The sequence below is a fragment of the Vibrio sp. 10N.286.51.C3 genome (genome assembly GCF_003050065.1).
Lineage (GTDB): Bacteria > Pseudomonadota > Gammaproteobacteria > Enterobacterales > Vibrionaceae > Vibrio > Vibrio crassostreae.
Window position 1 is genome coordinate 14,829 of record NZ_PIGC01000018.1, and the last position, 22,632, is coordinate 37,460.

General features: G+C 42.2%; 37 protein-coding genes and 2 pseudogenes. 1 reads left to right on the forward strand and 38 read right to left on the reverse strand.

Annotated features, from left to right (window positions below):
• Nucleotides 1–52 precede the first annotated feature (52 nt).
• The gene (locus CWO27_RS17845; protein WP_102529979.1) at nucleotides 53–445 is read right to left on the reverse strand and encodes a nuclear transport factor 2 family protein; all 393 of its coding nucleotides are present in this window, start codon (nucleotides 443–445) and stop codon (nucleotides 53–55) included.
• A 184-nt stretch (nucleotides 446–629) separates the two neighbouring features.
• On the opposite strand from CWO27_RS17845, the gene CWO27_RS17850 reads away from it, so the two are divergent.
• Nucleotides 630–962, forward strand: coding sequence for a PBPRA1643 family SWIM/SEC-C metal-binding motif protein (locus CWO27_RS17850; protein WP_102529978.1), 333 nt, complete (start codon nucleotides 630–632; stop codon nucleotides 960–962).
• A 95-nt stretch (nucleotides 963–1,057) separates the two neighbouring features.
• Here the strand turns inward: CWO27_RS17850 and CWO27_RS23805 are convergent, their stop codons facing one another.
• The 37 genes and pseudogenes from CWO27_RS23805 to CWO27_RS18040 all read right to left on the reverse strand — a co-directional run bounded on the left by CWO27_RS23805 (nucleotide 1,058) and on the right by CWO27_RS18040 (nucleotide 22,572).
• Nucleotides 1,058–1,282: a hypothetical protein gene (locus CWO27_RS23805; protein ID WP_102529977.1), complete on the reverse strand. Its 225-nt coding sequence runs from the start codon at nucleotides 1,280–1,282 to the stop codon at nucleotides 1,058–1,060.
• 134 nt (nucleotides 1,283–1,416) lie between these two features.
• Nucleotides 1,417–1,929, reverse strand: a complete 513-nt coding sequence (locus CWO27_RS17860; protein WP_107899311.1) for an adenylate kinase — start codon at nucleotides 1,927–1,929, stop codon at nucleotides 1,417–1,419.
• Nucleotides 1,930–2,190: 261 nt separating this feature from the next.
• Nucleotides 2,191–2,655, reverse strand: coding sequence for a DUF302 domain-containing protein (locus tag CWO27_RS17865; protein WP_102529987.1), 465 nt, complete (start codon nucleotides 2,653–2,655; stop codon nucleotides 2,191–2,193).
• A 151-nt stretch (nucleotides 2,656–2,806) separates the two neighbouring features.
• A complete protein-coding gene (locus CWO27_RS17870; RefSeq protein ID WP_107899312.1) occupies nucleotides 2,807–3,811 on the reverse strand; it encodes a S66 family peptidase in 1,005 nt (334 codons plus the stop codon).
• A 104-nt stretch (nucleotides 3,812–3,915) separates the two neighbouring features.
• Nucleotides 3,916–4,173: a hypothetical protein gene (locus CWO27_RS17875; RefSeq protein WP_102529989.1), complete on the reverse strand. Its 258-nt coding sequence runs from the start codon at nucleotides 4,171–4,173 to the stop codon at nucleotides 3,916–3,918.
• Between the two features lie 162 nt (nucleotides 4,174–4,335).
• Entirely contained in the window at nucleotides 4,336–4,728 is a 393-nt protein-coding gene (locus tag CWO27_RS17880) for a hypothetical protein (RefSeq protein ID WP_107899313.1), read from the reverse strand.
• Nucleotides 4,729–4,795: 67 nt separating this feature from the next.
• Nucleotides 4,796–5,194: pseudogene (locus CWO27_RS17885) on the reverse strand (GNAT family N-acetyltransferase).
• A gap of 168 nt (nucleotides 5,195–5,362) precedes the next feature.
• Nucleotides 5,363–5,944, reverse strand: coding sequence for an HD domain-containing protein (locus CWO27_RS17890; RefSeq protein ID WP_107899314.1), 582 nt, complete (start codon nucleotides 5,942–5,944; stop codon nucleotides 5,363–5,365).
• 44 nt (nucleotides 5,945–5,988) lie between these two features.
• Entirely contained in the window at nucleotides 5,989–6,405 is a 417-nt protein-coding gene (locus tag CWO27_RS17895; RefSeq protein WP_102431842.1) for a VOC family protein, read from the reverse strand.
• Between the two features lie 93 nt (nucleotides 6,406–6,498).
• Nucleotides 6,499–6,843, reverse strand: a complete 345-nt coding sequence (locus CWO27_RS17900) for a VOC family protein (RefSeq protein ID WP_102479150.1) — start codon at nucleotides 6,841–6,843, stop codon at nucleotides 6,499–6,501.
• Between the two features lie 46 nt (nucleotides 6,844–6,889).
• On the reverse strand, nucleotides 6,890–7,363 hold the full coding sequence (locus CWO27_RS17905) for a GNAT family N-acetyltransferase (RefSeq protein ID WP_102479151.1): 474 nt from the start codon (nucleotides 7,361–7,363) through the stop codon (nucleotides 6,890–6,892).
• Between the two features lie 10 nt (nucleotides 7,364–7,373).
• Nucleotides 7,374–7,766, reverse strand: coding sequence for a VOC family protein (locus CWO27_RS17910; protein ID WP_102431839.1), 393 nt, complete (start codon nucleotides 7,764–7,766; stop codon nucleotides 7,374–7,376).
• A 27-nt stretch (nucleotides 7,767–7,793) separates the two neighbouring features.
• Nucleotides 7,794–8,333: a GNAT family N-acetyltransferase gene (locus tag CWO27_RS17915; protein ID WP_107899315.1), complete on the reverse strand. Its 540-nt coding sequence runs from the start codon at nucleotides 8,331–8,333 to the stop codon at nucleotides 7,794–7,796.
• 122 nt (nucleotides 8,334–8,455) lie between these two features.
• Nucleotides 8,456–8,812, reverse strand: a complete 357-nt coding sequence (locus CWO27_RS17920) for a hypothetical protein (RefSeq protein ID WP_102431837.1) — start codon at nucleotides 8,810–8,812, stop codon at nucleotides 8,456–8,458.
• Nucleotides 8,813–8,883: 71 nt separating this feature from the next.
• Nucleotides 8,884–9,219 (reverse strand): 5-carboxymethyl-2-hydroxymuconate Delta-isomerase, encoded by a 336-nt coding sequence (locus CWO27_RS17925; RefSeq protein ID WP_102431836.1) that lies wholly within the window; start codon nucleotides 9,217–9,219, stop codon nucleotides 8,884–8,886.
• A 63-nt stretch (nucleotides 9,220–9,282) separates the two neighbouring features.
• Nucleotides 9,283–9,717 carry a GNAT family N-acetyltransferase gene (locus CWO27_RS17930; RefSeq protein WP_102442708.1) on the reverse strand — a complete coding sequence of 145 codons (435 nt, stop codon included), beginning with the start codon at nucleotides 9,715–9,717 and terminating at the stop codon, nucleotides 9,283–9,285.
• Nucleotides 9,718–9,762: 45 nt separating this feature from the next.
• Complete coding sequence (locus tag CWO27_RS17935; protein ID WP_102442709.1) at nucleotides 9,763–10,179, reverse strand: GNAT family N-acetyltransferase; 417 nt, start codon at nucleotides 10,177–10,179, stop codon at nucleotides 9,763–9,765.
• Nucleotides 10,180–10,210: 31 nt separating this feature from the next.
• Complete coding sequence (locus tag CWO27_RS23955; protein WP_107899335.1) at nucleotides 10,211–10,438, reverse strand: putative quinol monooxygenase; 228 nt, start codon at nucleotides 10,436–10,438, stop codon at nucleotides 10,211–10,213.
• A 357-nt stretch (nucleotides 10,439–10,795) separates the two neighbouring features.
• Nucleotides 10,796–11,332 carry a GNAT family N-acetyltransferase gene (locus CWO27_RS17945; RefSeq protein ID WP_107899316.1) on the reverse strand — a complete coding sequence of 179 codons (537 nt, stop codon included), beginning with the start codon at nucleotides 11,330–11,332 and terminating at the stop codon, nucleotides 10,796–10,798.
• A 1-nt stretch (nucleotide 11,333) separates the two neighbouring features.
• Nucleotides 11,334–12,089 (reverse strand): riboflavin synthase subunit alpha, encoded by a 756-nt coding sequence (locus CWO27_RS17950; protein WP_102479153.1) that lies wholly within the window; start codon nucleotides 12,087–12,089, stop codon nucleotides 11,334–11,336.
• Between the two features lie 102 nt (nucleotides 12,090–12,191).
• Entirely contained in the window at nucleotides 12,192–12,623 is a 432-nt protein-coding gene (locus CWO27_RS17955) for an NUDIX domain-containing protein (protein WP_102479154.1), read from the reverse strand.
• Nucleotides 12,624–12,628: 5 nt separating this feature from the next.
• Nucleotides 12,629–13,237 carry a pyridoxamine 5'-phosphate oxidase family protein gene (locus CWO27_RS17960; RefSeq protein WP_102479162.1) on the reverse strand — a complete coding sequence of 203 codons (609 nt, stop codon included), beginning with the start codon at nucleotides 13,235–13,237 and terminating at the stop codon, nucleotides 12,629–12,631.
• 47 nt (nucleotides 13,238–13,284) lie between these two features.
• Nucleotides 13,285–13,674, reverse strand: a complete 390-nt coding sequence (locus CWO27_RS17965; RefSeq protein ID WP_102479155.1) for an HIT family protein — start codon at nucleotides 13,672–13,674, stop codon at nucleotides 13,285–13,287.
• A gap of 70 nt (nucleotides 13,675–13,744) precedes the next feature.
• Complete coding sequence (locus CWO27_RS17970) at nucleotides 13,745–14,230, reverse strand: GNAT family N-acetyltransferase (RefSeq protein ID WP_102425897.1); 486 nt, start codon at nucleotides 14,228–14,230, stop codon at nucleotides 13,745–13,747.
• A gap of 616 nt (nucleotides 14,231–14,846) precedes the next feature.
• On the reverse strand, nucleotides 14,847–15,308 hold the full coding sequence (locus tag CWO27_RS17980) for a GNAT family N-acetyltransferase (RefSeq protein ID WP_102479156.1): 462 nt from the start codon (nucleotides 15,306–15,308) through the stop codon (nucleotides 14,847–14,849).
• Nucleotides 15,309–15,333: 25 nt separating this feature from the next.
• A pseudogene (locus CWO27_RS17985) lies at nucleotides 15,334–15,845 on the reverse strand (DinB family protein).
• Nucleotides 15,846–16,037: 192 nt separating this feature from the next.
• Nucleotides 16,038–16,793: an isocitrate lyase/PEP mutase family protein gene (locus CWO27_RS17990; RefSeq protein WP_102479157.1), complete on the reverse strand. Its 756-nt coding sequence runs from the start codon at nucleotides 16,791–16,793 to the stop codon at nucleotides 16,038–16,040.
• A 225-nt stretch (nucleotides 16,794–17,018) separates the two neighbouring features.
• Nucleotides 17,019–17,357 (reverse strand): GFA family protein, encoded by a 339-nt coding sequence (locus tag CWO27_RS17995; protein ID WP_102479158.1) that lies wholly within the window; start codon nucleotides 17,355–17,357, stop codon nucleotides 17,019–17,021.
• A 45-nt stretch (nucleotides 17,358–17,402) separates the two neighbouring features.
• The gene (locus CWO27_RS18000) at nucleotides 17,403–17,819 is read right to left on the reverse strand and encodes a nucleotide triphosphate diphosphatase NUDT15 (RefSeq protein WP_102479159.1); all 417 of its coding nucleotides are present in this window, start codon (nucleotides 17,817–17,819) and stop codon (nucleotides 17,403–17,405) included.
• 138 nt (nucleotides 17,820–17,957) lie between these two features.
• Complete coding sequence (locus CWO27_RS18005) at nucleotides 17,958–18,515, reverse strand: nucleotidyltransferase family protein (protein ID WP_102479160.1); 558 nt, start codon at nucleotides 18,513–18,515, stop codon at nucleotides 17,958–17,960.
• Nucleotides 18,516–18,554: 39 nt separating this feature from the next.
• Nucleotides 18,555–19,400: an MBL fold metallo-hydrolase gene (locus tag CWO27_RS18010; RefSeq protein ID WP_102529991.1), complete on the reverse strand. Its 846-nt coding sequence runs from the start codon at nucleotides 19,398–19,400 to the stop codon at nucleotides 18,555–18,557.
• An 18-nt stretch (nucleotides 19,401–19,418) separates the two neighbouring features.
• A complete protein-coding gene (locus CWO27_RS18015; protein WP_102478928.1) occupies nucleotides 19,419–19,907 on the reverse strand; it encodes a GNAT family N-acetyltransferase in 489 nt (162 codons plus the stop codon).
• 62 nt (nucleotides 19,908–19,969) lie between these two features.
• Entirely contained in the window at nucleotides 19,970–20,602 is a 633-nt protein-coding gene (locus CWO27_RS18020; protein ID WP_102478927.1) for an RraA family protein, read from the reverse strand.
• A gap of 2 nt (nucleotides 20,603–20,604) precedes the next feature.
• On the reverse strand, nucleotides 20,605–21,018 hold the full coding sequence (locus tag CWO27_RS18025; RefSeq protein ID WP_102478926.1) for a GFA family protein: 414 nt from the start codon (nucleotides 21,016–21,018) through the stop codon (nucleotides 20,605–20,607).
• Between the two features lie 76 nt (nucleotides 21,019–21,094).
• Nucleotides 21,095–21,229, reverse strand: coding sequence for a hypothetical protein (locus CWO27_RS23810; protein WP_102478925.1), 135 nt, complete (start codon nucleotides 21,227–21,229; stop codon nucleotides 21,095–21,097).
• 263 nt (nucleotides 21,230–21,492) lie between these two features.
• A complete protein-coding gene (locus CWO27_RS18035; RefSeq protein WP_086969973.1) occupies nucleotides 21,493–22,101 on the reverse strand; it encodes a sugar O-acetyltransferase in 609 nt (202 codons plus the stop codon).
• Between the two features lie 96 nt (nucleotides 22,102–22,197).
• Nucleotides 22,198–22,572 carry a VOC family protein gene (locus CWO27_RS18040; RefSeq protein ID WP_050634406.1) on the reverse strand — a complete coding sequence of 125 codons (375 nt, stop codon included), beginning with the start codon at nucleotides 22,570–22,572 and terminating at the stop codon, nucleotides 22,198–22,200.
• Between the last annotated feature and the right edge of the window lie 60 nt (nucleotides 22,573–22,632).

Genomic DNA, 22,632 nt, shown 5'->3' on the forward strand with positions numbered 1-22,632 from the left:
GTTGTTATGCACATACTCTATTGTGAGCTTCGTGTTCTTGCATTTGGCCTTGTTACTTAAGTGATTTAGGGCTCGCTATCTGAACCCACTTTGCACGCCACTCTTGTGCAGCAAAGCCATCTGGCCAAAACTCAGTTTGCTTTTGGATTAAACCATCAACAATCGTGTGAAAGGTAATCACGCGATCGTTTAGTACGCTGTCCGTCACTGATACATCGGTCACGACGGTATCACCTTCGCAAACAATCGAGTTCAGCTCAAACTTCCAAACCCCATTCGCTGGATATTCAGAATTGATAGCTGTGAAGTTATCACGCCCTACCGTCAATTCAGACGACTGAGGCCAATACCCTTGAAAATCTTCCGCTAGCCATTCGGCCGCTTTGGCAAAGTCGTTGGTGCGCATTGCGTCCCAAAAACCTAATACCACGTCTTTTGATGTCATCTCTATTCCCTAATGTCTGTTTAAATCAGATAAGTGCCGATACTCTCAATCATACTTAAGTAGAAACCAAACAGCTTTTACTCACATCACTGCTTTATCAATTGCAATATATGCGTATAATCCCCGCTCCATTGCGCTATCGCCATTAAAAATAGCGCCTTTCAACATTTTTAATGAGTACCCAATGTCGAAACTATTTTTCAAAGGCCGTATCGAAACAAGACAGAACCACGTTCTTGCAGGCTACAACGTAAACCGCGATGTGAAAGCGGGTACTGAAGAATCTCCAATTGCAGTAATGGTTCAAACTGACGCACGCAAAGCAGAAGTTGAAGCGCTAGCCGCTGAAAATTCTATCTTCGTTACTGTTACAGTCGACGCAGACAAAGAAGAGAACACCATCGAGCTTGATACTCTACTAAACAAGCCAAAAACGATGACGTTTGAAAAGACACCTAACCGTAACGACCCATGTTCTTGCGGCAGCGGTAAGAAATACAAGAAGTGTTGCGCATAAGGCTTCTTACTCAAACTGCCAATGCACGATGAGTTAAGTAATACCTAACGGGAAGATCATTGAGGTCTTCCCGTTTTTACTTGTATAAGCCAAACTCAATCTAGATTGTCTGGTGTTCGCAAATTGGTTCCACACTTTGTACATCTATAGTCACCGTTTCCGCCACTTGAAGCTAGCGACGATAAAATCATTCCAAGCAACCCTGGCTTCTTTTCATGTTGTGGCGCTTTTTCGGCTTGGTTACTGGACATAGTGTACTTGTGGAGTGTCAGTTCCTTACAGTTACAGCAGAACGCTCTCGTCTTCTCACTTCCATACATAATATCTATCGCCTTAACTCAAAGCACAAACCACACATATGGCAAATATGCCACACGTTGAATTAAATCTAAACATATTCATGAAGTTATGAGCAAACCAAAACGTTTAAAGCAACGAGCGGCATTAATTGCCATTACACGTGTCGATGAACAAAGTTATTCAATTCACTCACGCTTCTGATTATGTGAACCTCTTTCTCTTTTGCGTGAAATTCTAATCGCGCTCTAAAGTCATCATTCCAAAATTTTGGGCAGAGTTTTAGTGTCTTATAACTTTGTATCGTGCCTTTTATAACTGAACTTCCATCAGGCCAGCCTTCAGGTTTAACGAACATCCCTTTTAACATTCGCTTTGTGACGAACCAGTAACTAATGGGATAAGGAAGGTCGATATAAACCAAGGTATCAGCTGCACCTAAACGTGCATTGAATGAACCTAATGGGCCAAATCCATCGATGATCCAGCTTTCTGACTTAAGTATACTCTCATGAGCCTGCTCGAATACTTCACGCTCAACAAACTCTCCGCTTGCCTTATAAACAATAGAATCCAACTGGTGAAGCTCTATGCCTGTAGCTAGTGCTAACGCTTTGCTGATTGTGGACTTTCCACTCCCAGGCTTGCCAAAAACCGCGATCTTTTTCATATGACTTCCTCTCTATTCAGATAAAACCCATAAGACAGATACAAAAAACCCACCTTACGGGTGGGTTCGATAAACAAAGCGCATCAACAATCCCACCATTCCTATGGAATGATGATAATTCGTTGGTTAGATGGCGCTAAGTTCAGTTTCATAGAACTACTTTTATATATTGTTGCTTAATTGTCAACACAATGACTAATGAGCGATATCATCGTCATATCGCACCCACTAATAGTCTTAATGAGTGCTTATTGGTCTTGGTTATTTAGCTTTCTTTTTCGCCACTGCCGCTTCCGATAGCATGCTTAATACGCCCGATATTTTCTTAACTAACTCGTCACAGCCATTGATCGCGTGACGTTCTACCAAGTAATTAGGATCGTTGTAAGATAACCATACTTTCTTACTAGAATCTTCAGTGACTAACACCTTCTGCGGTAAATCTATCGCGGCTTCTTGAGCACATTGCATTAATGGTGTCCCTACTTTCGGGTTACCAAAGATGATGACTTCCGTTGGTCTCAATTCAAGATCGACCTTACTCGCGTTTTTCTGATGGTCGATTCTCGCAAACAAGGTCAAACCTTTGCTCTTGGCGATTTCTTCAAAGCGGTCAGCAGTCTCTTTCACTGAGTAATTACTTTGGTATTTAATCAAACCATCAGAAGCCGCAGCTGAAAATGATGCCGAGAGTAAAATGGCGCATAGTGGTAGTAATTTTTTCATCGTCACCTCTGAGATTTAACCTAATCAAACTTACATTCATAGCGCCACTTCTAAAATCAGCGACGTAACCCATGTCAGTATAGACGCGATTCCATTCTCAGTTTGCAGAGAGGATCACTTTTCTAATGCGTCTTATTATCATCAGTTTAAGCTAACTCAACGCTAACCATTGGCTTTGAAGCTTGAATGTTTGGTCATCAAAATCAATAGTACCTTGCACACCTAGTGGCGTGACTAGCATAGGATGAGTGTGGCAACTGTCGAAACCATATAGGATCGGGACATTATTACCATTCAGTACTTCAACAAGTACATCGAGTGGTGTTCGTCCTGTCCCTTTGTCATCAAACAGTTCATGTTTGCCAAGGACAATAGCGCCTACTTTATCGAACACTCCGCAAGCCAATAAGTGTGCGAATGAACGCTCGACCGCTTCAATGCCTTTTAGTGAATCTTCAATAAGAAGAATGTCGCCAGACTCAATTTCTGGCATGTATTCACTGCCCCAAATCCCCGCCATCGTACTCAAGTTGCCACCAATCACGCGACCGCTGACTTGACCTCTTCCCATGAAGTGCCATTCGTTATTGTAAACTGGCTTTGCAGAGTTTTGAGTTTCCCAGTCGTGTTTAATGTCCGTCCAACTCTCAGGCATCGTGTACTGATGTTGGCTTAAATTCGAACATAAGATACCAGTAAATGATTGGAAGGTTTCGTCGACTAACGGCGGGAGCTCACCAAATGACGCGACGAGTGCCGGGCCATAGAAAGTAACCAATCCAGTTTTAGCGTAGATGCCTAACAGTAATGCTGTGGCATCTGAATAGCCGACGATGATCTTAGGGTTGTTTCTAAGGGCATCATAATCGATGTATGGCAACAGTGAATTGCTGTTGTTACCACCAATGGTCGACATAATGCAGCGTACTTCAGGATCTCGAATCAGTTGGTTTAGCTCTTCGGCTCTTGCTTGAATAGAGCCAGAACGGTAGCCATCCGACTTTCCAGTCAATGAGCCTTCAAACAAGGTGAAACCTTTCGATTCCAAGTAGTTTTTAGCGCGGGCAAACCGATTGGGAGCGAACACTGTCGCAGGGGAAGACGGTGAGAAAAAACCAATTTTGTCACCGATGTTTAAAGCCTTTGGGTAAATCACTTCCTTTGTCCTCCATAACAAAAAGGAAACTGCAGAATGAGCCTTTTTAGCTGAAGTTTTAGAGGCTAAAAATTAGGTACCGAATGAAACCAAATCCAATAATATCAATGCCATGACTTGGTGCCGCACTTCTCACACTGATATTGATATTCTTGGTCTATGAAAAAGCTAGGCGTGTCTTTGTCGTCTTTAAAGAGCAGGTTTACGATATACTCCACCAACATCCCTATTTTCCACTGCCTTGCTTCTGATTCCGCTTGCTCCTTTTGCTCCTCAACAGAGCTGCTCATAGCAAGGTGTGGAGTCATTGAGTTACAGTTTTCACAGTAGTATGGGTGTTTAATGTACCTACTATCAATCATTTATATAAACCAATACGCATTTATAAAGTTGATTGCATAGTAACAACCTAACGTTGGATTAGCTAACTTATTATATTGAACGATGTCTCATGGCATGTAGTTACGCAGCAAGAGGCGACGAGAGTGCCATGGCTAACGTGTCAACTTGCTAATGAAGGTTAATTATAAATCGAGCTTCTTAACTGTGACGGAGTATGTCCACATATCAGTCTCGCCATCACCAAAGTTCATACTCGCTTCACCCCCCTCATGCTTGAGCACGAAGTCTGGCATCTCATTGTAGCTTGATCCACTTTCATAAGTGCATGACATCGTCGCCGATAGAAGAATCGTGTTGTCGTCATCTTCAGAGAGCGTTCCAGTATACGAACATTCATCAACGCTCGTGGTAAGCGTCTGGCCAAGGTAATCAAACTTAACGGATGGAAAGTCGTGCTTTAGGGATTGCTCTTCCACTGCAACGGTCATTTCATAACTACTGCTTGGTAATTCACTGTCAGCGAATACACTGCTTGATAGACCAAGCAGCGATAACGCCAAGATTCTATTTTTCATTAATTTATGTGTTCCTTTTAAACTTGAGGCTCTTTGCATAACGTCATGGTAGAGCCACAAGTTTTTATTACATACGCTTGGGTGGAAACTTCTTTGTCATGCCTTGGCTAGCAGGAGATACAAGCTTATAACCGAGTTTCTCATAAAACACCGGTTCATCAGCAATCATGGAAACATACGACCCTTCCAGTGCAACAGAAGATAGGTAGGTAATTGTCGATGTATTCCATCACTTTTCTGCCCAAGCCCTGCCCTTGATAAATTGGATCGACGGCGACATCAACCACTTCAAAATTACACGCCCCATCGCAATGAGTTGATCACCATCTCGAATAGAAATGCCGTATAAACTATTTGGTAAAGCGATTGTGGCTGCTTTCAGTGACTTCGGTGATAATTTTGCTTTCACCCGCATCTCACAAAACTCGGCTGGATTTGGGACTTTTTCTTCGTATTTGAACGCCATTTTTACTGCTCCTTTTGATGAGCAGTGAGAATACACATGATAACTGTATAAATAAACAGCACCTCGGTATTTTGATGAGAATGTCACAATCGAAAGGCCATATAGGAACCCAAAAGGCGGGGGTGATGTCATTCCTTGTCCATCACCCTTGGCAAGCTAAATTTGAATTTACTTCAATAATCCTCGGTCGGCAGCCGCTTCAAGTTGAACTTCTAGTTCGCTCCACAGTGCCTTGCTGCCTTTAGAAATACGTTCACAGTTAAATGTCAGTACCTTATCTTTAGATATATTGTGCTTCTTCCAGCTATGACCGCCACCATGGATGTTATGAAGTAAAGGGGGTACTCTATCGATCGCTTTAACGAACCTTGCTTCCGGTGACTCACCCGCTTCAAATTCTAGCCATAACTCCAAATATTCGGATCTTAGATGGCTCGGCAATGACTCAAGTAAACGCTCGACACAGTTTCTCTCTTTAAGTTTGTTTTCTTCTGTTTCACTGGCATAGATGATCGTGTCACCTGCATCGATTTCACCGAGATCGTGTATCAGCAACATCTTCATCACTCGGGTTATATCGATCTCTTCATTCGCATAGTCTTTCAACATCAGAGCACTCAAACAGACATGCCAGCTATGCTCAGCGGAGTTTTCATAGCGATCCAGACCAACTGGCTTCGTTTGTCTATGAACATCCTTCAACTTTTCCACTTCAGCCATGAATTCCAAAATGCCTTTGATTTCTTCCACGATACGCTCCTTAACTTGAATTGATGTTTTAGTGATGCACAGGCTTATCGATTCGCCATTGGGTGATCTGGATTTAATTGCAGAAGATCCCATAGGTTTCCATAAAGGTCTTCGAATACCGCTACTGTGCCGTAGCCTTGCTCTTTCGGCTCTCGAACGAATTTGATTCCAAGAGACACCATACGTTCATAGTCACGCCAAAAATCATCAGTATTTAGGAATAGGAATACACGTCCACCAGCTTGATTACCGATAAAATCCAGTTGCTCGGGCTTGGATGCTCTCGCCAATAGTAGGCTTACACCGTGTGAATTAGGTGGAGCAACAACAACCCAACGCTTATCTTCTTCTGGTAAGTAGGTATCTTCGATAAGTTCAAACTTGAGTTTGTTTACGTAGAAATCTAGGGCTTCATCGTAGTCTTTTACGACAAGTGCAATATGGACAATATTTTGTTTCATAACGTACCTTGTTGAGGGGATAGGATGTAATTGACATGTTCCCTCCTTAGAACAAATGCCGCTTTATATTTTACCTTTTGGTAAAAAGGCCAGCTACAGCTGCCAAAAACCGAGCTCAACACCACTTTGAATGACAATGGCACACATTCCGTGACGTGGTAACTCTATTGGTGGAACGGCAACTTCAGCACCCAACTTTTCAGCTGCGTTTACTGCGGCTTCAATGTCTTTCACCAACGTGTAATGGCGAACGACTGGCTCCTCAGTTTCACGGAGTGGTCCCCTCACACCAATCACTCCACCATTAGAGAGCTTAGCGGTACGAGCACCACCTAAGTTCACATCCACATCACTAAACTTCACATCGTAGATCTGCGCGTAAGTTGCACAAACCGTATCTACTTCAGAGGTAACAATTTCAAGATATTGAACTTTCATGGCCTTTCCTTTGATTCCCAGTTGCCTTTTGATAAACAGATTTAAGTTAAGCGTCAATGGCTCCGCGCATAATGAACTGTGGGCCAGCGGCACCGCCTAAGTACTGTTCATTGGTATCTTCAAAACCACCTTTAACATAACAGTTATAAGCTGCGGGATTTTTACAATTAACCGTTAAGTAAATCCAATCATACCCTTCGTAATTGGCTGCTAGATACGGAAATAGAGCTTTCACCGCGCCAGTACCTAGCCCCTTTCCTTGTTGGTTGTTATCAAGCGCAAACGCCCTTAAGCCGATACTACCTTCAGGGCAAAATTTGTAGCCAGCTGGGTAAGCAACATCCAGCTTAAAGAAGCCCACCACCTCACTGCCATCTTTGATAATATGTAGATGCGTGGTCTCGCTGCCGTCTAATAGAAAGTCCGCTGCTGTTCCTGCGAATTTAACCTGCTCATCTGCGAGCTGAATTTCGTTAACTTTCTCAATATGAGCATCATTAAGCCTTTCGATAGTGATCATTGTTATTCCTTTATTCGCTATCTAGTCGTGTCTCATTACAAGCGATATTTTTACGAATGCCTCGTAAACCAATCAGATTTCCAAAAGGGTCCTCGACTTGGCACATCGTTAATCCGCCCTCGATCTCCATTGGACCTCTGTATAACTGAGCCCCAATTAACTGAAAATGCAAAAGTGACTTGTCAAAATCCTCTGTAGACCAATAAAGGACTGTTCCCTTTTTGCCAGAGCCAACTTTCTCATCCGCTTGTACAATCTCAATAGAAAAACCATTGATATCTAGAGTTGTAAAGTCAGAAGACGGATGATAGGTCGCGACAGACTCAGGAAAGGCCGCTTGATACCAACTGAGCCCCTGTTCTACGTTTGGGACATAAATCAGAATTGCTATTGGTCTGCTCAAGTTAGTCTCCTGATTGACTTGGATCTTTTACCCTTTCGTCTCCAACGTCATTGTTAGTTCAGACACCGACTGACCATCAATTCGATAGTAGTCTTCCATTTCGCCGACAACCGTAAACCCTGTTCTCAAATAAAGATTTTTAGCCGGAAGGTTGTTTGACAACACGTTGAGGTCTAGCCAATCAATCGCTTCGTTCTCTCGGCAGTATTGAGTCGCCACATTCATTAGCTTGGAGCCTAAGCCTTGCTTTCTCACGCTGCTGTCGACACCCATACCAAGTAACACACGGTGAGAGCAGTAATTGCCATTATGATAGCGCAAGTCGATATGGCCACAAATAGCACCATTCGAATCTTTAGCTAACCAAATTTTTCGCCAGCCGTTCGCTCCAAACTCAAACTTAAACCCATCAGAAAAGCGAGCCTTGTGTGCTTCCGACATTTTACAATCGGACTTTGATACTGGTTGGAATAGCGGTGTTTCTTCTAATGCGATTTCTGACAACTGTGTATCCAGATACACGAACAGACTCTCTAAGTCAGAGTGTTTTGCTTTTACTATTTTCATTACTACTCCTATTCCAACTTCGCCTTAAATGGCTGAAATATTTTATCGCGTTACTCATTGAATATCGTTAATGCCAAAACTAAAGAATCAACATCAATTCAAGACAGTGCTTCACTGGTCAATTAAAACTCGTCACAGGTATCGCGAGAGCTCCTATCTGGAAAATCGAAATTAAGATTATTATCGTCTTCCAAGATAAACAGAACACGCCCATTTTCAACGCCCGTTTCATTTCTATCAGAACATCCAAGGAATAGCTCCCAGTCGAACGCATATTCAAGACGATACTGGTTATGATTCACATGTTGCACGCTTTTTATTTTGATTCCGTTGGCCACATGTGCCATATCATCAATGTACGACAAGTCTGGAACCAGTTTTTCCTCAAATTTACTCTTATTGTCAGCTAAAAAATCGGCCAGCTCAGAGCATAATTCTGGGCCATGAACCAAAGGTTGAGATTTATGGATAAATAACATTTCCCAATATTCCTGTAGCGAGTTGGAGTGAACGTACAAAGATCAGCCGTATAAATGCGACGTCCAGCCTGTTAGACAACGACCTTTCTATAACTATTTCTGTCCATATCAACCACCTCAACGGTGATCGATGCTCTACTAAGGGACAAAGACAGCAATTGCGTCATCACTGTCTCAGATAGCATTGCTTTGTCTGTGTCACTTCGACCAGACAATATACGCACAGTCACATGGATAAAATCTTCTTTTTCTGTACCCGTTTGGTAGCTCTCATAAGCGATACTTCGGACTTTTATGTCTCGCCCATAGGCTTCGAATAACTCTGAGTTAAGTGCTCCTAAAAACACTTTATTGTTCAGTTGCTCGGCATTAATCGTCGACGAGTGTTCGATAATACAATGAGGCAAATCTTGCTCCTTTGGTTAACCTGATTTTAGTTATGTGCTGCTTTTGCTGACAAAATAGAACCGTTAGGCGTTACTGTTACTCGAGCTATTAAACGAGTACATCCGCACTTCATCACGTCGAAACCAGCCTAACTTTTCATAGAATTTCTGAGCGTTAATATTATCGTTATACACGAATAAATGTGTCTTGGGGACACCTACCCCAGCCAATGCGTTAACCGCTTCAGTTACTAGTTGGCAACCTAGATTTTGTCCTCTAAATTCAGTACTTACCGCTAGATGCTGCAAATAGCCACGACGGCCATCCGTCCCTACTAACACCGCACCAACCACGCCTTGTTTAGACTCCGCAACGAAGCTCAAGCCAGGGTTGCGCTCGAGATAAGTCGAAATGCTCTGTTTTGAATCTGCATCGCGAATACTCATACCTTCGGTTTCGCACCATAGGTTAATCACAGAATCATAATCGGCGATGTACATCTCTCGAATATTAATCACTTCACTTTCCTTGCGTCTGTTTGTGTTCATCCTTGCCCTATATGATTACTCTGTTAGCGACTTGGTGAGGAACGCTAATGATGAGTCTAGAGGGTAATTCTCAAGCACCATTTGGCATTGGTAGCCATGCTTCTCATAAAAAGGTTTGGCCTGAAAACTTAACGTGTCGACCAATGATGACGTACAGCCTTGGGACTGTGCGTACTCTTCTAATCGTTGCAGTAACTGGCTGCCGACCTGCTTGCCTCGCATTGAATCATCGACCCAAAGAAATTTGATCAATAGCCAGTTCCCCCAAAAATCCGCAATAACACCACCGACCTTAACATCCCCTTCCATGGCGTAATAACCGACTTGAGATTTAGGTATGCCTTCAAGAAATGGCGTATTGTGCTTGATTAGGCCTGCGCGAACTTCGCTGATGTCACTATCTGATGGCTCGGTATCTAATGTGTATTCCATTTGCTGATAATTCCTAGTCTGTCGAGTTGTATCAAAATAACTTGTTCATTAATGAAACTTCTGTCGGGGCAGCAAGCCAACCTTCAATTTTTTTGGCGACATCTTGTGTATAGGGTTCTTGATGATGCTTATGTAGGTCTGCTTGGTTTTTCCATTCTTCGTAAAGATAAAGGTAATTACCACACTCCGAAGCATGTAATTCAAACTGGATACAACCTAATTCGCTTCTAGCATACCAAGTAATTCCGTCTTCGCAGATTCAAAATACTCTTGCTTTGGTGTGATTTTAGCCATGACAAAAAGATGTTTATCCGACATGAGGTCTCCGTGTGTATTTAGTTGAACTGGGTAATATGAGCAATGTTGTATATATGAGTTATGAACCTGTAATTATAAGGCGCAGACTACTTCACATAAAAAGCCATGTATTGTTCTAAAGCCTGAGACTGTTCGGTGTAAAGGCCACCTATTTATACAGACTGGATTTCTTCGCAAATTCGCGTAGGACTTAAGTATCACCGAACGAACAGACCCCTAGGTATTCTAAATATGCTTTTTCGGTTTAATTAGTTCTCTGCTGTTGTTCAACCGAGCCACCTTCAATTATGGTGATTTGTTAATTTTCGCCAATCTTCGAGGTGAGGATATGATCTTCCCATTTCCCTGCGATTTTCAGGTATTTCCTGGCGTAGCCTTCTTTTTCAAAACCAAGCTTAAACAAAACTTTTTCACTCACTTTATTACGTGGCATATAGGTCGCCATAACTCTATTGAGACCCACAACGTCAAACATGTATCGAAGTGTGACCTCAAGAATTTCAGTCATAAAACCTTTACCTTCATATTTTTGTGCCATGTGATAGCCCAAAAAGCATGCCTGAAAAACACCTCGAGCAATGGCGGTGTAACTGCAGACACCGACAATTTCTCTCGTTTCTTTGTCGATTGCGACAAATTTAATTTCTTTCCCGCCCTCGAATAACGCTTCACTGGCATGACAAAATTCTTCCCAATACTCCAAGGTATAGAACTGCTCGTCGCGCATGGGAGACCAAGGAGCTAAATGGCAGCGATTTTCTAGATGATATTGTAAAAGCGATGCTGCGTGTTGCTTACCCATTGTTTCAATTTGAGTACGTGCCGTTTCTAACATCTCAATAGATCACCTTTTTAGAGTGCCAATCCGCATTAGTTTGTTCGTTTGAACAACCCAATATATTAGGCTCATAACCCAATGCATCTAGATCGACACCTTGCTCTGACAGTAACTTCTCAAATAAAGGCAATAATGGACCTAAGTTTTCATTTAAAGTATCACGCACCGTGTCGACGACGACTTGAGTACCACGTTCGATTTCGATATTGACGGAGTTACCTACTGATTTCGAGGAAAAGACGGTCATTCGACGGGTTTCTGGGATCAGCCAAACCTCAAACCACCCTTCGACTTTATTAACGTCAGAAACGGTTAAGCTTGCCCCATTGATTGCAATATAACCTTTTGGGAATACATATCTTTTCCACTCATCAGGAAGAGCTAAGCGCACGCAGTAGTTATCTTCAATTTCGGATATTTGGATAATCGCGACATTAAAATCAACGTGACCAGAAAGTGGGTGACCGCCAATTTCAGCACCGTCTCTTGCCGCCCTCTCAGCATTCACTGATTGACCGACTTCATAATTGCTTAACGTAGTAATTAATAGGCTTTGCAACATGACGTCAAACTTTACTCGAACATCGGACAGCAACTCAGTAACGGTCAAACACACGCCATCAATTGCGATACTGGCACCAATTTCCAAATCGTGACAAAAGCCTGTTGGAAACTCTATGACGAACGTTCTTATTCCGTTGTTATCGCTGACTTCAGCAATGTTAGCAACGGTTTGTACAATACCTGTAAACATATCTTCCCTGTTATTGTGTTTAGTTTTGGTACAAAGTGACGTTTGACTAATACCCAACGCCACTAGTCTAAATGAAAAGTCTGTTACTCAACACAGAACGGCTTACGCACAAAGCTTGGGTTGGTTAATCTCAGGCTTTATGTTTTTTGTAAGCGCGGTGTCATTCAATTGTTGAGTGATTAAGTAAGTTATTGGTGTGCAATTTTCGGGTAGCTCATCACGGTCAAACCAACGCAACTCTTGGCATAAATGGGGCTCAGCATTCTGTATATCGCCAGCCCATTCATGGCATAGGTAGAAATAGTGACAAATGGGTAGCTCCGGGTCAGAGACAATCGCGAACAATGTTAAGTTCCCAGCGTTAACCGCAACCTCTTCTCGCGCTTCTCGTTCTGCTGCACTCCGAGGCAACTCCCCTTGCTCTATTCTTCCGGAAGGAAATCCCCAGTATTGGTCGAACGCTTCTGTGTTTTGACGAAAACCGAGCAGAAACTTAGAGCCCGACATAAAGATAATTTGAACTACATTCTTCATGAGTATCACAGTGTCGATTGGTAATATTTGACCATATCGTCTTGATTGATCGCAGGGTCTTCTAGGTTTTGTTGATCTTTCATGATCTGTGCCAGTGAAGGCAGAATAGAACGCTCCACTTTAAACGTATCAGACCAAAGCTTGCCTCTCATTACCGCCTTAGCGCAATGAAAGTACATAGACTCTACAGCGATCTTAATCACGACTTTTGGGGCTTTCTTCCCGTCAGGGCAAGCAGCAAGCAAATTTGGATCGGTATGGATGCTAGCTTTACCTTTAAGACGTACCACTTCATCAATCCCATTAACCATCAGCAGTAATCCAACTTCTGGGTTATTGATGATGTTTTTTAAACCATCAATTCGATTGTTTCCCGAACTATCAGGTATCAGGACCGTAGAGTTATCGACAACCTTAATAAAACCGGGCTCGCCGCCTTTTGGAGACAAATCCCCAAAGCCTTGCGAGTCTGTCGTCCCCAACACCGCAAAGTGACAATGATTGATCAAAGTAATCGCATGGGCATCCAGTGCTGGAAGTACTTTATTTTTAGCCCTTTTACTCGGCTCGGCATAAAGTTCATTTAATTGTTCTAATGTTTTTATTTCACTCATTGTTAAGCCTTTTCGTGCACTTTTGTGCATCTAATTTTTACTATAAATTACAAATGTTTTAATGACTCGTGCAGTTTCTCTATACTTTGAATGCCGAGTTCACTACTCTGCCAACCGAACTGATCACCCTCAAATCTTGGAAAGATATGCAGGTGGTAATGAGACAACTCATTAAACTCACCGTTATTTTGCAAGAATGAAATACCATCAGGTTTAAACGCCTCTTCAATACGTCTATACACCTGCCTAGCGACAGAATGAATTTCAGTAAGAACACCTTCTGGTAGATCGATATAGTTGGCGTACGGATGTGTCGGACAAATCAAAATATGCCCAAAGTTGATCGGGTCGTGGTCAGCAAAAGCAATCACGTCATCGGATTCATAAACGATGACGGCTTCTATTTCACGGCTAACAATTTTTTCGACTATTGTCATTTCAAACCTCTAGGTCTCAGTGTTGAGCATTAACCTTCTTAAAGGGCTATAGGCCATAGAGCGAGCTCTATTACTTTTTAAGTGATTTGTACATGATATAGCTGCTCACGGCCCCTAATTGCGGATGCTTATAGGCTTTGGGAATCGATCCGATAATACTAAAGCCAAGCCTTTCCCAAAGCTTGATTGCCGTTTTGTTCGTCGACACGACACTGTTGAATTGCATCGCCTCAAAGCCTAATTCAATCGCAACTTGTTGAGAGTGTTCGCACAAAGACCGCGCGATTCCCTGCCCCCTGGCCTCTTCGGAAACCATATAACCACAGTTACAAATATGACCGCTTGGACCCATTGCATTAGGCTTTATGTAGTACGAGCCTAAAACAACGTCATTCTCGGTATAGACATAAGTTTTTGATGGCTGTTCACACCAAACCGAAAAGGCTTGTTCCATCGTCATTTCTGGATCGAATGCGTAGGTTTCTTGTGCTTGAATCACAGCCGAGAAAGTAGGCCAAAATGACTCAAAGTCAGATTTAGACATTTCCCTGATCATGAATTTCCTCCTAAACCAAATTTATGGCAACACGGATTCTACTACCGCCAAGTTGACACATTGATGTGGTACTTATTTATCGGAGGCGCCCTGTTAATAATTAGTATGTTACGAAAAAAGATCACAGCAGCAAAAGGCCAAAACTGAGTGGTTAAAAGAAGTTATAAACCTGCGCTAACTGGCTAATATATTTCCGTAACGTACTGACTACCATAGCAAATATGCCACCAGCCCGGATAGATGCGGAAGTGCGTAGTGATACACATTATTAACAAAGAGCTGCTATTGATAAAACGTTTTTATGAGCCAGTTTGAGGTAAGCCGGCCACTAACAAGTTCCAACAGCAGATTATCTTGATACCTCTTCCTCACTGAAAATCGCTAATAAGTTCTGACGATTCGAATAAAGGGCTAACTGGAAGGGTGAACACTATTGTCCCTAGAGTACCGAAATACTTCCAAGCCACTTTCTACAAACACGTTATAAATGTGATGACCGATGTACCCATTGGTACCTGATATCAAAACTCTCATTCGTTCCCTCAATTAAATGCCAAGCCTTAGGTTTCAAGTGCTAGTCATTATTCTTGCGAAAGAGCTCACATAACATGTGCGGTTAAAAATACCCAGGCAGTGTCTCTTTGAACGCCCTACCATCACTCGTAATGTACATGCAGTCAGAACCTCCAGTCACTGTAAACCCTAACCGCCTATAAAACGTTTTGTCGATATCACTATGTAAGAACAACACCGTATTATTTTGATTCTGGAGTAACTCATTCTTTATCATGTTAATTAACTTTGAAGCATAGCCTTTGCCTCTTAGCTCTGGAGGTGTAGCAACGGAACCAAGCCCGCAGCTGCCATCTACAAGACCAAACACTCCTTGATAAACAATCAAGGAAGATAATATTTTTTGATGTTCAATGAGCACATACCAAGTTCCCTTCTGATACTTATCATTTTTATTACAACAAGCTAGATACTCATCGACTGATGCGGAACCTCCCCATACATCAAAGCCCATAAGATAAATATCATCTAACTCATGAGTGTCTGCAGTTCTTAAAGTCATCATATTGAATTCCCAAATTTACTTATTGCTATTTTTCTTTCAACACCGCGCCACCTCTGCGTGTCGGCTCCGCGAGATGAAGATAACGGGTAAATGTGTCCTTTGGGCGTTCTAAATTGTTTTCAGCTAACACTCTAGAAGCCATGCCTCTGTGGTTATTACCGTGTGTGAGTAAGTGGAGAAGGACTTCTTCAACAGACATTGTCCCTATATCACCATCTACGAAGTTAAACTGAATAACCTTGTCTAATTCTTCTTTTGAGGCTGACAGTGCATACTGCACTAACCATGTGTCATTGTGAGCCATTCTCTCACGCAGCACTGAAAACGAAGGAGTTTCAACGGTATTATCAGCAGTATATTTTTCCGGTTCGCCGAGAATTCGACTTATGAATAGACTATCTACCACGGTCGTATGATTTAAAATTCTAACGAAAAATGTGCCATCGTTTTCCGGCAGTTTGAGAATTGTCTCGCTCCAAAATCTAGTAACTGACTATTTGCCCATTTTTTGTATTCAAATGCCTTAGCAAACTGCATTTATTTATCCTTTTTTGTTTGATTGACTCCCGTGCATTATGAGCTCCCTACCCTTTGAAATCAGTCGAATCAACTATATAGTTTTGAAGTTCCAACTCTTATCCGCGCACGGGAACGGGGCCACACTTGGTTTGATGTCAAGTGCTATAGTTTAAAGTTCCGATCACTTGCACCCTATTCAGGGTTGCGGTATCAAAACAATGTTCTAAATGATTGCTCACGTTTTATGGTTATCAGGTTCTTTTGCAATGAGGAAAGCATCGCTTCATACAAGAAATTACCCATGCTGATGCGCTTCACGCCAAGAGCCTCTAACTCTTTAAAATTTGGTAATTCAGGAACACACATGACATTTATGGGCAGCAACGTGCTATCTACAACGGCTTTGATATCATCGGTTCCTTTGATACATGGAAGAAAAACTCCATCAGCACCTGCTTGCTGATAGGCTTGGATTCTCTTGATGCTCTCCTTTAGAGGCGCTTTTACATTCATTAAAAATGTGTCAATGCGGACATTAATGAATACTTTTAGGTTGGCTTTGTTGAGCATACTTTTAACTTTTCTCAACGTTTGCGAGAACATCATCAAATCACAAAGTCGCCTCTCACGATTATCGACTGCGCTATCTTCTATATTGATTCCGACCACGCCAGCATTCACCAACTCAGTAATATTTTCATAAATTGCCTGCGGCGTATCTCCGTAACCTGATTCAATATCCACGCTCAGAGGTAGATCTGTTGCCTGTGCAATAGCTTTTACCGCCGATAGTATCTCTTCAAATTCGATATTTTCACCGTCATCAAGCCCGTGACTGCGTGCAATCGCTGCACTCGATGTCCCAATCGCTAAAAAGCCGGTTTGCTCTGCAATTAAGGCGCTTGCTACATCCCAAACATTACAAATAACGAGTGGTTTTGATGCGGTATGCATTGTCTTAAACATGTCTGATACTCCTTAAAGTGTTTTGGTTTCAGACATAGGCTAGCAACAGGCAAAACAAAGAACTCGCCAGTTTCGGAAGTGAATAGTAAATATTTACCCCAGACTCTTTATATACCGAACAACAATAAGGCCATCGAACATGCCCATCAGGTGGGTTGCTTAAACCAAACCACACACGTAGTAGATTTTAGCCATAATTCCTCGTCGGCTTGTGTTATTGGGTAACTAGTAGGAAGCACCATTAATCTTACGAACAGGAATACGCGAGATAACTTCATTTTCAGCCATTTTCATATTTACTGCCAAAATATCTGCGGAGCATTTCTCTGTCGTTACATAGTGCGTCAAACATCCACATGACTTACAACGATGAAATTCGACTTCTTTATCACCCCAACAATAAAACTCAGTTTTCTCGCTCAAGTTGATCAGAACTTGCTCTGGAGAAAAATACGCCCAAGCGGCAGCATAACGACGACAGATAGAACAATTACACTCCCCGACTTCGTCTGGAAGCGAGCTCAGTTCTAAGCTCACATTTCCACAGTGACACTTTAATTCCATTTGATTATTCCCTGTATTCACATAGCAACGAACTAACAATTTGTATTACTGCGCCAGCTTCCCAAGGATGACCGAATCGCTCAACAGATTCGTCAGAGGAAGAAACAATGGCTCAGGTAACTCATCTAGCTTAAACCATTTCCATTGCTTACATTTATCAGGTTCTGTTACCTCTGGTTCGCCGCTAGCATCAGAAGCAACAACAAACAGCGTTATATAGTGCTTGTTCTCTTTCTCAAAAATATCATTGGTAAAAGTCAGCTTCTCAAATGCATTAACAACTAAGCCTGTCTCTTCTAACGTTTCGCGTTTGGCACACTCTTCAATGCTCTCACCCCATTCAAGGTGTCCGCCCGGCGTAGCCCAAGTATGAGCCCCGTGAGAACCAATTCGCTCTCCAAGTAACACTCGGCCTTCGCGGAGAATAACCGCAGCGACACCTACTCTTACTTCCTGACTCACTTAAAACTCCTTAATTCTTACCAAGGGACAAACGTACAGCTAAATGACTAACAATGCTGAGATTGCTTTCAAACTTACCATTGACGCCAAGCCGAGTTAAATACCAAATGTTGAGAATCATCTCGTAAACTCTATCGTTCAATCCCAAGGGAGTACGTTTACTTGCTGCCATCGAACCTTATATCCAGTGGTCATTTTATTGTAATTTGATTGAGTCATTGCTCGCTTATTCGGTTTAATCAGCATATCAAACGCATCCTCTACACCGTATGGTGAAAACACCTTGATGCCGCCTGAATCATCCAAAGTAAACCCGATAGCAAATGCAGAAAGCCAAGACTCGATACCTTGTTCAACACGATCGTATGGTTGAATGAAGCAACCGAACTTCTTAGCGTAATGCTCATGAATGGTCGCTTGGTTCTTTACGTCCACGTCGACACAATGACTTAACCGCGAACGAATGCGGTTTTTGAATTCGTCCTCAGTGAGGGCTGAAGCATTATTGAAATAGACAACATCGAAGTCTTTAACTTGCTCTAGAAGCGGTTTGTTTTCAATATCATTCCAGATTATTTGAGTGATAGCACCGCCGGCAATATAAAAGTTTGGTAAGCCGACTTCATGACATGCTTTCGCTGTCTCGATTAGCTCTGGAACTTGTTGAATGAGATTCTTTAGTTTTTGTTTATTCATCGTGACCTAACTAACATCAAGCTGAGTTTTTTACCAACGTTACACATGAATACATCGACCTGTCGGCATTGCTTCCAGACGCTCGCCTAATACTTCTTTCAACAAGTCAAAGGCTTTCTTGCCTGTGCAGTGCCCTGTATACAGTTTATCAATGGGGTATTGAGACAACGTCAACCCAAGATCTCTAATGTCTTGCTTTTTGCCACCAATACTATTGAACAATGGTAAGCCCACTAGATGGAAGCCCCCGACAACCGCTTTTATTCTCTCTCCTGGGAACAGAGTAACCGCTGTATCAATCATATTGAGAACGCCACTATGCGCACAACCAGTAAATATAACTAAACCGTCCGGCTCTTTAATCACTAACAGTAATTCATGATCGAATGAGTCCTGCTTCCATTTGTCCTGAGATTTTGTATAAAGGTACCGATTCCCTTTTGGCTTTTCGTATTTATCGCTAATATCAGTAATGATAAATACGTTACGCGTAATCTCTGTCGTCTTATTCACGAATTTCAAGCGACCATTACTATTTTTCAGTAAATCCGGATTAATACCGACATTATTTTTAAAACCATAAGCGCGGAAGTAGTAGCTACGCTCATCACTGTGTTTCAAAAACACTTTGGCTTTAGAGTTATGAGCAACAAAATCGGCAGCACCATTACAATGGTCATGGTGCCTGTGTGATATGACGGCGAGGTCTACATCTTTGATATCAATACCCAGTAATGGTGCGTTTTGACAAAACGTATCGCCACTTCCCATATCGAACAAGATCTTTAGCGATTCAGTTTCAATATGCAGTGATAGTCCGCGCTCAACGGCTAAATCTTTCCTATTATCCAGTCGAGAGTTATCAACCAGCGTCGTTATTTTCATAGTTCTCTTTTTATGTGATCACGAATTGTACATTGCCCAACGGAAATAAGGTCTTTGACCATCCATTCGCTCAACCTCTGCACCCAACCTTTTGTAGAAATCATGCGCTTTCTTATTGTGCGGACTTGCCGTCCATGAGATGTGAGAGGCGGACGATGACTTCGCTTGTGACTTTAAAGCCAACATAAGTTCACGGCCATACCCTTTTGATCTTTGATTTCCTGTAACCAATAGGTCGTCAAGCCAGATTGATGGCTCTCCACTGAAGGATGAATATCGATAGTGATACAGTGCGAAGCCAAAAGGCTCACTATTCCGTTCCAATATTAAAGCATGGGCAAATGCGTAATCACCGAATAGTGTGCGTTCGATTTTCTCTATAGTTGTCGAGATCTCACCGCTAAACCCTTTCATACTTCGGTCAAAGTCAGCTTTTTGTTCAATAAACTCTAACAAGATACTTGAATCTTCTTTCGTCGCAATCCGAACGATCACTCTCTTCTCCATGGGTTAATTTATTCGTTATTGTCTAACGCTTATTAATAGGTAAATATGCCGCGCATTACGAATCAGCTTACAGTGCTCTCAGTTTTTTGTTTCGCAGACGTTATTGCTTGGGCTATTTTGGCCCTATGGTTTATTTCCCACTCAGCGAGTGTTAATGACGCCTCTTTACTTGCTTTCTGTGAAGCCATTAAAAACACTTCGTCTTTTCTGGATTTAGGAATAACGACAATACCTTCTGCATCAGCAACAATGATATCTCCCGCAGAGACCTTTGCTCCCCCGCAAGTGATTGGAGCGCCCAATTCAGAATAGACCTCTTTCTTTCCCGGTACTGGATGAACACCTTTCGCAAAAACTGGAAACTTAATATCTGAAATTTCACTCAAATCTCGAATGACACCATCAATAATAAAGCCTTTGATACCTCGACTCTTAGCGACTGCGCAGACATTGCCACCAGCTACTGCATATTCGCTATCAGCTCCATCCACTACAATGATGGAACCTTCTGGTGCTTCGTATATGGCTGAATGAAGCATTAAATTATCACCAGACGTTAACTGGACAGTAAACGCTTCTCCACAAATTCGCGGCATTCCCTGCCAAAGAGGACCAATACTAAAATTAATAAAGTGTTCGTTACTTAGTATGTTTCCGTAATCGGTTGTCGCTAGTTTAGAAAAATCTGACTTCATATTTACTCTCCACTTTCAAAGTGGGCAAATACTTCTGCACCAGTCATATTTTGTGTTTCATTTTTAAATTCGTAGTATTCGGGCTTTTCATCGATGAATATCTGATGAGTTAACTTGTAGTCATCCCCAGGCATCAATAAACCGACAGGAAGATGATATTGATTATTTGGCACCAAAAAGTAAAACAAGTGCGTACCACATTTACCGCAGAATCCTCTTTCCGCCCAATCTGATGACTTATATCTCACTACATTTGATTCACCTGATATTTTAACTGAGTCAGCGCAATCAATGACTAACATCGGACCGCCAGACCAATTTCTACACATACTACAATGACAAGCCCCCAATTCATTACTGGCGTATTCTACTTCCAACTCAACCGAGCCACATAGGCACTTTCCTTTACCTTTCATGGATCCTCCAATCTTTGCAATGTGTGTAAATAAATAGCGGATAAAGCTGTTTATACCGTTGACTTAATAAGAGAGGCTATTTTTTGTTTCCCTTATCCGACAGATACGCGGCATACTTTTTAGAAATCCACTTATGGATATGAAGCCCTGTTTTACGAACAAGATACCAATCTATCGCAACTAGAATCACCAAACCGATTACAGTTCCCATTATAAAACCTCCATAAACATCGATGTGTAAATCTATCAAATTGTTAAGAAAACCTGCGAACTTACACAGGCTATAAATCCGAGTTCTCGTTCTTTACCTAACCCTGTATAAACACTGAGACATTACAGCTATTAAAACCAAAAATTCCGCATTTAAACCAGAATAATTCTGTCTAGTTTCTAAGATAGGCAAGTAATATGCAACTAAGCCATTGCATAACAATGGCTTATGTCACAGCTAATTTCAGGCGTGTGAAAAATCGCTTACTTTAGCTCATCAGGAATGCGGCGATCTTTGTGGTAATACTCTCGGTCGCGTTCGTTGATTTCGCGTATCACACGGCATGGGTTGCCGACTGCGACGACATTGGCTGGGATGTCTTTGGTGACGATGCTCCCTGCACCTATTACAGAGTTTTCACCAATGGTGACACCGGGAAGTACGACGGTGTGCGCGCCAAGCCATACGTTGTTGCCAATACGAACGGGAACATTGAACTGCGCTGCTTTTAGCCTGAGTTCTGGGCTGATGGGATGTGTGCCAGTGGCAATGGTCACGTTAGGCGCAATCATCACGTTGTCGCCGATGAATACGTCTGTGTCGTCAACCAGAGTTAGATTGAAGTTCACGTATACATTGTTGCCTAGGTGCGTGTGGCGCCCCCAGTTCGCATGTAATGGTGGTTCGATGTAGCAGCCCTCACCAACTTCGGCGAACAACTGCTTCATGATCTGTTGTCGTTTATCACCTTCGCTCGGGCGAGTGTGGTTGAAATCGTATAGCACTTCTAAGCATTGAGTTTGCTCAGCAACCAAATCAACGTCGTCACAGTAGTAAACGTCTTGGCTGTGCATTTTGGCCTTTATATCCATGTTTGAACCTATTTGATCATTGCCTTATGTCGGCATAAATAAAGAAACAGATGGATAATTTGAAGTTTTCACTGGCCTTAATGCAAGTTGGATGAATTAACTCGGCCTAATGTTTTCAGCCACACGCCACAGCACACCACTTGGGTCAGTGATACAAAACTCAAGCATTCCCCATGGCTGTTCAACAACCTCGGAAATGGTAACTTCAAATTCCGACACTACATTAGAGTTTTGGATGTGTTGATACCAACTTTTTACGTCTTCAACCAGCAAGTGCATCATGTAATTGTGACAGTGCGCAGGTTCATAAAAGTTTTGCAGAAGAAACGCACAACCGCCGTGACGCAGATAGGCGATATCGTGAAATTCAGACATCAGCTCGAAGCCGATTGACTGGTAAAAACGCTTGGATAAATCGAAGTCTTTCGCGGGTACGAAAGACTTAATTTCTGAGACTTTTAGGTTTTCCATCCTACATCCTTATAGTACTGATATTCCGGTGCTGACACCCATAACGCTTTAAGTGGTTAC